The sequence below is a fragment of the Chitinophaga sp. SVR4-12A genome (genome assembly GCF_056754765.1).
On record NZ_JBPGWP010000002.1, the window covers coordinates 1,186,183 to 1,196,615 of the forward strand.

The following is a 10,433-nucleotide window of genomic DNA, read 5'->3' on the forward strand; positions in this document are numbered from 1 at the left end:
TCTCCCTGATACTGGTATCAGCTACAGTATCTCAACAATCCATGAGCGTTCCGGCATATTAAATGAAGAACGCCGGTTTCCCGGTTCATAACAATAGCGTAAATTAGCAATCCTTAAAGTTTGCTACTGTACATGATCTTAAAATCCTATCCGGCTGGCAAAGGTGACAGTTTTCTATTAAGCTGGAGAGAAGATGACCATCAACGCCATTTGCTGCTTGATGCCGGGACCGGCGGCACATATCGTCATATTAAGGACGATCTCAGAAAAACCGGTGCTTTAGATGCAGTTATCATCACCCATGTTGACTATGACCACCTGGGCGGGCTATTTAAACTGCTCGGGGATGGGGAACTAAGGCTGAAAGCAGGGTTCGACGTTTATATGAACACTCCGGCTCTTGTACTTGCTCCACCTGCCGGCGATAAAGTAAGCCTGCAACACGGAATACTGCTCGACAAATGCCTGCATGAAAAGGGTTTAACAGCTAAGGGGCTATTTTGTGGCTTCGCCCCCGATAACATCCTCAATATAGGAGGGCTGTCAATACAGGTATTATCTCCTGCTCCTGAGGTCTTGCAGGCGCTTATGGGGGAATGGACCGCACATGATCTCTACCAGCAGTACCTGAAAGAAGCCTCGGATAACGGCAGGGTGGGTAAGCCCGGCGTTCAGCGCCGTTCCTACCAGGAGATACTCGATGCGAAAGAAACTGTGCATGAGTGGAAGAAAGACCTGGTAAACTCTTCCTCTATCGCATTTATTGCCCGTTTTTCAGGTCATACGATGTTGTTTATGGGAGATGCCAATCCAGACCTGGTCTGCCAGGAGCTCAGGCGTTTAGGCTGGTCTCCACAAAGGAAGCTGCCGGTCGGCCTGGTGAAGATCAGCCATCATGGCTGCCGCCATAATTCGTCCAAAGATCTGTTCTCAATCCTTGACTGCAGGTCCTACCTTATTTCTACGGATGGCACAGGACCATACTACCACCCGGACCGGGAAACAATTGTAAGGCTGGCAGCATATGCGAGAAGCAGCCACAAGGAACCACTATATATCTATTTGAACTATGATCTCGACAGGTCCGGGTTTATAAGCCCGGAAGAGGAAACCGCATGGAACCTTCATGTAGAACATAGGAATACCTTCAATTTTACTGAATCAAATGCTTTCAGAGAAAGTTAAGAAAACCACGGCAAGCCTTCACAAGACCGAACAGTTCATCGGATCAGGCGTTATCTTTACAATCAATAAGACGCTATACGTTCTTACCGCCGCTCATAACATATATGGACAGCACCTTGACCAGGATTTTAAGAAGGAAGAGTGGGTGGTTACAGATTTTAAGGGCAACCGGCATTGCGTTCTCTCGGTCAATGAAGATACGGCATTTTCCAAGGAATATGATATAGTATTATTAACGCTGCAGTGTGCGGGGGCTTTGTCTGACTTCATACTTCCCTATTTCTCCGCAATGCCCGACAGGAAGGGCCCTACATTCTTTTTTCGTGGCCGGTATGGCAGAAAGGAGGACCCGGTTAACAAACCCGGCGTCAGCTATCTTGAGAGATACAAAGCGTCTCCCTGGCAATTTCTTGGTATAATTGATAAGTCGCATCTTGTGAACAGCAACTTTTCGCACGGGAAAGAGTGGATGGGTGGCTTTTCGGGATCCGGCTTATTCCTGGCAGACAGGGAAGATGTCATTTGCGCAGGTATATTGCAGGAAGTTCCTGACACGGGCGATAATGGCCAACTGCTTTTTTGCAGTGTAGAAGTACTGCCGGCGCTTGGCCTGCCGGTTAACATACTTACCAGGGATATCTATCAATATAACCCGGATTTCTTTACAGACAGCTGGTTCGATAGCCACCTCGCTGCGGCGATAGCGGCATTAGGGAGACGATATACAAAGGAGTTGAATTTCAATTTGCCAATCGGAAAAATATTCAATGGTATTTCACGTAACCCGGCTTTCAAAAAGGAACTTGATGGATACCTTGAACGGATCTTCAAACACAAGCGCAGCGCTTACGCTGCTTTTAACCAGGATCTTTTAGCACATCAGAAACGCGTGCTGGATGAGCTTGCATTGAGTTTCAGGGAAGCTTACCTGGCTTCAATTTACACTGGGTTCAGCCCAATAGATTTTAAAGATCTGCGGGAAAGGTGTGATAAGATGACAACGATGCTTGAAGACTGCCTGGACAAGCTGTATTCAGCGCAGGAAGAAAGAAAGAAAGGCAAAGCTGCCGCGAAGCACGAGGTTTCCCCTTATAATAATGCAATTAACGATCTTTATAGGCTGCAGGATGCCATTGGCGCGTTCAGCCGTTTTATTGATTCTATGACATGTACCCTTGCTAACCATCCTTTCCTGATAATGAAAGGAGAGGCGGGGTTTGGGAAAAGTCACCTGTTGGGAGATGTTGCTACCAAAAGGGCCGCTGCCGGGCAAAAGTCATTGCTGCTGCTCGGACAGCATTTTGTAGGCAATGAAAACCCCTGGTACCAGGTACTTCACCGCCAATATCAACTGCCTGTCAATGAGGACGAGTTCCTGGGGCAGTTGAATGTAAAAGCGCATTTACTTGGCCAGCGTATATTGCTCATCGTTGATGCTATAAATGAAGGCAATGGGAAAGAGACCTGGTTGGGCCGCCTCAGGAGCTTTATCGAGAAAGTGGCCAGGTATGACGGCCTGGGCCTCGTTGTTTCTGTCAGGACCTCCTATCACCGCCTCCTGGTTGACCAGTCTATTTATGACGATGGACTGGCAGAAAGCCTAACCCATTATGGCTTTTCAGAGCTGGAGCATGAGGCATCTGATTACTTTTTTGATAATTATAATATTAAGAAGCCCAGGATACCGTTACTGCACCCTGAGTTCAGAAGTCCACTTTTTCTGAAGCTGTTCTGTAGCGGGCTTGCTGCCAAGGGCCTTCACGAGATACCGGTGGGCTATGAGGGGATATCCGTCATCCTTAATTTTTTTCTTGAAGGTATCAATGCGCGGCTGGCAAATAAGCTGCATTACGATGGCAACATCAATATTGTCCGGAAATGTATTGAAGCTTTTGCAAGGGAGATTTACGCGGACGGCGCCAGTTATATGCCCTATGACAAGGCAGTGTACTTTTTTAGGGATCTGCCGGAGCTAAGGGTTGTGCCGGATGCTCACTTGTTCACATCCTTGCTGGTAGATGAAGGGGTATTGGCAAAGAACCTTTTCAGCCGGGATGATGGAAGTGTGGAAGAAGGCGTTTTCTTTTTATACGAGCGATTTCTTGACCACCTCGTTGCTGCATTTCTCATCAGGGACCTTGGTGATGCACCTCAGTCCTGTTTTCAGCCGGGGGGCAAATTGTTTAAGCTGTTCGAGGACTGTGAAAAGTGCCGGGAGCGCAGCGGCTTAATTGAGGCACTAAGTATCCAGGTACCGGAGCGATATGGTATAGAGTTCTTTGAGCTGGTTTCTCATCTCAAAGGCTGCAATGTTATCCCGGATGCGCTGATAAAAAGCTTTACCTGGCGCAAGGGAAATAGCTTTCCAAAAAGGGAACGACAACGCCTTGCTCACCTATCTTCGGGAAGTGGCCTTCAAAAAGCATGGTATGGTTGCTGCTTTTCTCGACAATATATTGCTGATCTCAGCTGTTCCTGGCCATCCGTTCAATGCAGACTACCTCCATCAGCTACTGATGCCGGTATCCCTCCCAGATAGGGATGCCGCTTTCCTGGAATGGCTTACCGATAATTATAACTCGGAAAATTCGGGTATTAAACGTATCATCGACTGGGCATGGAAGGATGAGCCCAGGAAAAATATCAGTGATGAAAGCATACTGCTGTCGGCGATAACGCTTTCCTGGTTCCTGGTCAGCCCCCATCGCACAATCCGTGACAGTTCCACAAAGGCCATTATTTGTTTGCTACAACAGAGGGAACATCTGATCGTTGTGTTACTTCGCAAATTTGAACAGGTTAATGATCCATATGTGTACGAAAGATTGTTTTGCGTGGCTTATGGCTGTACGCTGAGAGCGTCGAAACTGGATTTTTTGAGCGAATTATGCGTGTATATTTATAAGGAGATATTCGACCAACCGCAGGTTTATGCTAATCTGCTGCTTCGGGACCATGCCGCGGGTGTAATCGCTTTTGCGGAGAAACAGGGATTGATCCTGCCGTTCGATGTCAATAGGACGCGGCCGCCTTATAATAGTATCCCCATCTCCGAATGTCCCACAAATGATGAAATAGATGCGGCTTATGAACTAAAGGACGGTCACTCAAGGTATTATTATTGCCAGAACCGAATCCTTGATTCCATGACAATTGAATATGGCAGACCAATGAAGATGTACGGAGACTTTGGCCGGTATATTTTCCAGAGGACGCTGGCTGAGTGGAATGTTAATCCCAACCAGTTAAGTAACTATGGCGTACAGCGCGTTTTTGAGCTGGGGTACGATGTGGAGCGGCATGGAAAGTATGATGCTGAACAGACATCCGGAAGGGGAAGAGGAGCGGGAGAACGTATTGGAAAAAAATACCAGTGGCTCGCTTTCCATGAGATATTGGCCAGGGTAGCTGACCATCATACGATGAATGATCCAGCGGATCCCAAAAGCATTACCAAATATGAGGGCGCATGGCAGCCGGATGTAAGAGATATAGACCCAAGCATGGTCATCAGGAACACCCGGATGAAAGACGAAAGTACACCGGACTACGAGCCCTGGTGGGTCGCTAAGTATGAACCGGACTGGGACATGCCCAACGGTGACTGGATGAAATTCGAGGGTGATATCGTTCCTGTACAGCGTCAGCTTGTCCGGGTGGACGAAAACGGAACCGAATGGATATGCCTCAAAATAGACATCAGCGCAACTGAAGATCGTAAATTGGGAGATGACCCGTACAATAGTCCTGTTAAACGCATTTATACCGATCTCAAGGCATACTTTATTGCTGATGAGCAGTTTGGGCAGTTTAGGTCCTGGTGCGTTGCCGTAAACTTTTTTGAAGAGCGTTTACTGGAGCCTCCTCAAGATACGGAGCTTTACAGCAGAGAATATTACTGGTCGCCTGCCTATCGTTTCTTTCAGCAGCCTTACCACGGAGGAAACGGCAATTATACCTTGCATAGTCATGCCTCTGGGAAGTATGTTGCAGACCTGCATCAGCCAGTACGGTCGTTCCTTTGGGAAAGAGAGCAGGACCATTCCAAAATACAGGCGATCTCATTTTACAAGCCGTCGGCCCGGCTTTTTGATGGCCTGCAACTTAAATTTGCACGTGAAGAAGGAGTATTCACCGACCGGGATGGGCAAAAGGCTTGTATTGATCCATCTGTTAACGGAGAAGGGCCATCCTGCCTGTTGGTGAGGAAAGACCTTTACTGCGCTATCTTGCCGATAACAAGCTTCGGCTTTGCTGGGTGGCAATGGGGGAAAAGCAAATATTATCCTCCAACTATTCAGGAGATGCAGAAAATCCCAAAAATAGCCATATGATCAATGGGTTTTACTATTTCGAAGAAGGGGATATAAAAGGCGGGACGCGGTCGTTAATAAAAAATTTCTGAAACACCTTTTTTGGGTTGACGGCATAGCCTAAACAGGCGAGATCCAGCCATCGCCGTGGTGCCGGCGGTAGTGGATGAGATCATGATCCGTTATGATACCATCGTGAAACATTACGAAACAGTGGGGTAGACAATTTAAACCGCTGCTTGGATGGATATATGAAAAAAAAAGAGGTTGCACCTTGTTGGTACAACCCCTCGGAATAGACTCCCTGCCAGGGGTGGTCTTTTTCTCGCTGCTAAGTTAGTTCTTCTACCTGGAAGTATGCTGCGATGTTACCATACTGACTATAGATTGTCCTAATCTGATCGCCTTTACCCTCCAAACAGGGCAACCGGACGTTTGAGCATAAACCGCCTCAATTCGCAGGGGGCTATATTGAGAAAAGAAGCTATGTGCTCTTCACTTGCGTGATTAAAGACGGCCGGGTATCTTTGTTTCAGCTTGATATAGTTATTAAAAGGGCCTTGATATTGGATATCATATATCCGCTCCGCTATTCGCAGCTTATGCTGCGCCCTGATAAAATAATAGAAGTCGCGATCTTCCTTATATTCCCTCAGACATCTGAAGGTGTGGCTGTATTCGAGGTCATAGAATTTCGCATGTTCGGAAAGCACGATGTTACTATAGGGGAACTGGGATCACAAATTCTTCGTCTGTTCAAAACCAGGATACCAGCTGGAAATTGATATGTTATTGCGGAGTTGCGCCGTTTAAGCATGAATCAGGCACTAGTATCAGAGGACGTACGCTGGTCAGCCCACTTGCGAATAAAAAGCTAAAGACTTTGTTGACAATGGCTGCCATTTGCGCTGTTCGGTTCGATCCAGTCTTAAAGGCTAAGTACCACCAAAAGATTGGAAAAGGAAAACCAAAGATGAGCGTATTGAATATCATTAGGGCAAAACTAATTGAGAGGGTTGTGTCAGTTTTGGTACAAAAGGAATGAAAATGCTGTTATTTTCCATAAAAATGTTTCGATTACTATTACACAAATAAAGCTAATTTAGCTGCATTGTCGCAAAAAGGTTACCGCAATACAAGCGTTGTGCCGAAAACATACAAATCCCTTATCAAGACGTTTATTTATAATACCCAATTAAATGTAGCAAATGAAGCGACTTTATTATTTAGATAATCTTATGATATTCTTATCTGTTCTGGTTGTACTCCATCATGTTAGTATTGGTTATGGGACAATGGGCGGCTGGTGCTATGTTACATCTGAAAAACTAACTGGCACAATTCAAATTTTCCTTTCGGCCTTAACTGGACTTGAGGCATCATTTTCAATGAGCCTTTTCTTTTCATTTCCGCTTTTTTAACAATTCCTTCATTAGAGAAAAAAGGGGTATCCAAATTTATAAAATCAAGGTTAATTCGCCTGGTGGTACCGTTGTTATTTGTAATGATTATTCTTGCCCCAAGTATTTTATATTATATTGAAATCCATAATAGGACAACTCAATTGTCATGGTTTAGTTATGTGTTACAACAAAACACTAAACCGTATACTTCTCATGCGTGGTTTATTTTGGTGTTGATAACTTTTGAGTTAGTATATATTTGCTATTGGAAATTCATAAAACCTCATTTTTCTATTTCAAAATGTCTATCAGATAATATCCCTACACACGTAAATATATTGACGATTATTCTTCTATGCAGTGGTCTAACAATCATAGTGCGACAATTTTTTCCACTTGGCCAGAATTTTATTGGCATAGAGTTTTCTAATATCACTCCTTACATTTTCATGTATGCAATCGGATTATTAGTATACAGAAAGCATTGGCTTGATGATCTTTCCAAAAAAGTGGCAATAACATGGTTTCCCATCTCACTTATTGCAGCCACTTACTTTTGCGTGATTATTTATCTTCTTTCAAAGTATCCGCCTATAGTTAATAAATTTGTTTCGGGCATTACATGGGAATCAGTTTCTCTTTCATTTGCCCAAACCTTTTTGTGTATTGGTTTCTGTGGCTTTTTCCTTCAGCTATTTAAGATAAAATTCAACTTTACAAATTTTATCTTATCAATAATAAGAGAAAATAGATACGGCGTTTATTATTTCCCATTCTGCTGTTGTAGTTGGCGTTACTACTGCTGCCTGGAATCTTTAACGCTTAAACCAGCTATTAAATACATTAGGGCCTGCATTTTAAGTGTTGTATTTTCCTACATTCTTGCTGGGCTGATTGGCGTAAGAATTCCCTTAGTGAAGCGAGTCAATTTGAATATGTAAAGCAAAGTACGAGACGGCACAACAAAAGGTTTGCCGCAAGGCTGGCGGACGGAACAACAATCGGCAGTTGTACTACTATCAAGTAATATCCGGATTGACCGAATTCTATTTGGGTTTTGTTGTTAACTTCTCAGCTTCAGTAATTTTAATCGGTTTCAGTTGCCGAGCAGCGCGGCAGCAAGAATTTCAGCCCTGCGGCAAGCCTCAAACGTTTAGCAGCAAGTCTAATTGACAGTAGGTTTAAGAACGAATAACTCAAGAATTTTATGTTGCCATATAATGACGTCATAGTGCTAAGATAAGCTGGCGAGTGGAGAAATTAGCTTAGAATTCGCACAAGCACAATACTGGAAGGATTTTAAAGTAGGACAAAAGTCCTGGCATACGAAAAGACTGGAAAGAAAGGAGGTCTAAATATCTTGCCTTCGAAGATACGATAACTGCTTGTGAAAAATGTGCATTTAACTTTGATATAAATAAAATGGAACTATGTCCTAAATGCAAACAATATTACAAAGGGCTTCAGATTCTACCCAACCTGTATTCAATGTTTACCAGAAGAAAAGCGAAAAGCTGCATAAGAAAGTATTGACTTTGGAAAAGGATGGCAAGCAATGCATGAAGAATTGGGGATTGACTAAATGGCAGGATAACTGGGGATCACTTATGCATAATTTGCTTTATCGAGCCTGAAGATACTCACGGTCTTCTGGCTTTTTTTATTCCTACATCTTTTCGTTTTACACCACTCCACCTTTTTTCTGTTCAAATATTTGTTTTTGACTTAGAATATGGCTCCCTGATCTCCCTGTACATCCTGCGGAAGTCCTCGAACTCTGCTTAAGGTTTTGAACAGGTGACCATAGGTCATTGTGCCAGTTTTTGCTTTATCTCTTGTTATTAAAGTGCTGTAGGGAGACGTCAGGGGGATGGCACCCCCTAAGTCCGGCATCGCCCCAGAACCAGGAAACAACCTTGGCGTCCTCAATAAAATAGACTTCGAATATAAAACCACGTGCCAGGACATAGCAGGTATTAGCGTTTGGTTTGCGGGTTAGATGCGGCGTGGGGCACGTGTAATTGGGTCTCGCGCGACGATGCCGCTTAGTTCATAGAATAGTTCTTTATTGATCATTTTATGGTTATTTTAATTTTGGTATAAATGATCTGTTTACTTATTTAGTCTGATTAGTGGAATCAGTCATTTTAATAAAATGATGTTGAGGATAACATGTTACATTCTCTATTATCCTACTTTTAAAGCCGCTTTCAGTATGATTTAGCAAATCTAAGGAGGTGTTTTTTTAAAAAAAATTGATCTAGATCAATTATTTGAAGGTTTTGGAAGTTTTTTTAGGAATGCTAAATGGGGAGATTGGCGAGTTAAGCCTTTTGCAACAGCTTTTGAATAGGTTGTAAACAAATAAATAGGAAGTGCCACCAGAAGATTTGGAGGAGGAAGAAGTGGATGCGTTAGATAAACTCTATGCCAAGTACGACGAGTTGAGGCAGCAGTAGCCAGAAATGTTTACGAGGATCTGACGGCGGAGGCAGGTAAAGGGACTGTCTCAAGAGCTGTGTAAGTTTAAGAAAATCGGAGTTGGTGAGCAGGAACTATATGATGAGGCTGCTTTTTACGAACCCCGATTTTCTATGTTTTGCTAAGCATTTTTGTTATAGTGTCCAGGTAAAGCATTTATGCTGTTGATAGCAGCAACTATACCCTTCCTGCCCCTAGAATGTTTAGAAGACAACAGCCAAAATGGGTAGCTAGGAATGTGTCAAATAGTTTCTACTTGTCATAACTGGTACCAATAATTCAAGATGTTCTATCTTAACACCATGTGTTTGTACTACTGCAATAGCAAATAGCTAACTTGCTTTTGTGGGTGGGTGTGTGTGTGTGTGTGTGTGTGTGTGTGTGTGTGTGTGTGTGTGTGTGTGGTGGTGTGTGTGTGTGTTGTGGAGGTGGTGGTTTGTGTGTTTAGGGGTGTTTGTGGTGGTTTTGATTGGTGTTGTTGTGGTGACTGTCATCCTTTGTTGTGTATACTGTAGATTCTGGCCTATTGGGGTAATGTGAATGGAGGTGTGTATGGATGGTTTGTTTGTGTGTTTTTGTGTGTGTGTGTGTGTGTGTGCCATGGTGTGTATGGTGTGGTGTGGTGTGGTGTGGTGGTGGTGGTGGTGGGTGGTGGTGGTGGTGGTGGTGGTGGTGGTGGTGGTGGTGGTATGTAATGGTGGTGGTGGTGGTGGTGGTGGTGGTGGTGGCCATGGGTGGTGGTGGTGGTGGTGGTGGTTTGGTGGTGGTGGTGTGGTGGTGGTGGTGGTGGTGGTGGTGGTGGTGGTGTGTGGTGGTGTGTGTGTGTGTGGTGGTGGGTGTGTGTGTGGTGTGTGTGTGTGTGTGGTGTGGTGTGGTGTGGTGGTGGTGTGTGGTGGTGGTGGTGGTGGTGGTGGTGGTGTGGTGTGTGTGTGTGTGTGGTGTGTGGTGTGTGTGTGTGTGGTGGTGGTGTGTGGTGTGTGTGGGTGTGTGTGTGTGGTGTGTGTGTGTGTGTGTGTGTGTGTGTGTGGTGGTGTGTGTGGTGTGTGGTGTG

At 44.5% G+C, this 10,433-nt stretch carries 6 protein-coding genes; all 6 read left to right on the plus strand.

The window, feature by feature from the left end; all coding sequences use genetic code 11:
- The first annotated feature begins 132 nt into the window (after positions 1-132).
- Complete coding sequence (locus tag ACR9Y8_RS31105; RefSeq protein ID WP_481217207.1) at positions 133-1,185, plus strand: MBL fold metallo-hydrolase; 1,053 nt, start codon at positions 133-135, stop codon at positions 1,183-1,185.
- Positions 1,166-3,724 carry a hypothetical protein gene (locus ACR9Y8_RS31110; RefSeq protein WP_481217208.1) on the plus strand — a complete coding sequence of 853 codons (2,559 nt, stop codon included), beginning with the start codon at positions 1,166-1,168 and terminating at the stop codon, positions 3,722-3,724. The genes ACR9Y8_RS31105 and ACR9Y8_RS31110 overlap by 20 nt, the downstream gene beginning before the upstream one ends.
- On the plus strand, positions 3,615-5,519 hold the full coding sequence (locus ACR9Y8_RS31115; RefSeq protein ID WP_481217209.1) for a hypothetical protein: 1,905 nt from the start codon (positions 3,615-3,617) through the stop codon (positions 5,517-5,519). Before ACR9Y8_RS31110 ends, ACR9Y8_RS31115 begins: the two co-directional genes overlap by 110 nt.
- Positions 5,520-6,234: 715 nt before the next feature.
- Positions 6,235-6,543, plus strand: a complete 309-nt coding sequence (locus tag ACR9Y8_RS31120; protein ID WP_481217229.1) for a transposase — start codon at positions 6,235-6,237, stop codon at positions 6,541-6,543.
- Positions 6,544-6,903: 360 nt separating this feature from the next.
- Positions 6,904-7,842: an acyltransferase family protein gene (locus ACR9Y8_RS31125; RefSeq protein ID WP_481217230.1), complete on the plus strand. Its 939-nt coding sequence runs from the start codon at positions 6,904-6,906 to the stop codon at positions 7,840-7,842.
- Between the two features lie 2,135 nt (positions 7,843-9,977).
- Positions 9,978-10,433: hypothetical protein (locus tag ACR9Y8_RS31130; protein WP_481217210.1), on the plus strand; the 456-nt coding region annotated here is incomplete at its 3' end.

Coding starts and splice junctions, on each gene's coding strand:
- ACR9Y8_RS31110 (WP_481217208.1), top strand. CDS start 1,166: ATGCTTTCAGAGAAAGTTAAGAAAACCACGGCAAGCCTTCACAAGACC.
- ACR9Y8_RS31105 (WP_481217207.1), top strand. CDS start 133: ATGATCTTAAAATCCTATCCGGCTGGCAAAGGTGACAGTTTTCTATTA.
- ACR9Y8_RS31115 (WP_481217209.1), top strand. CDS start 3,615: ATGGTTGCTGCTTTTCTCGACAATATATTGCTGATCTCAGCTGTTCCT.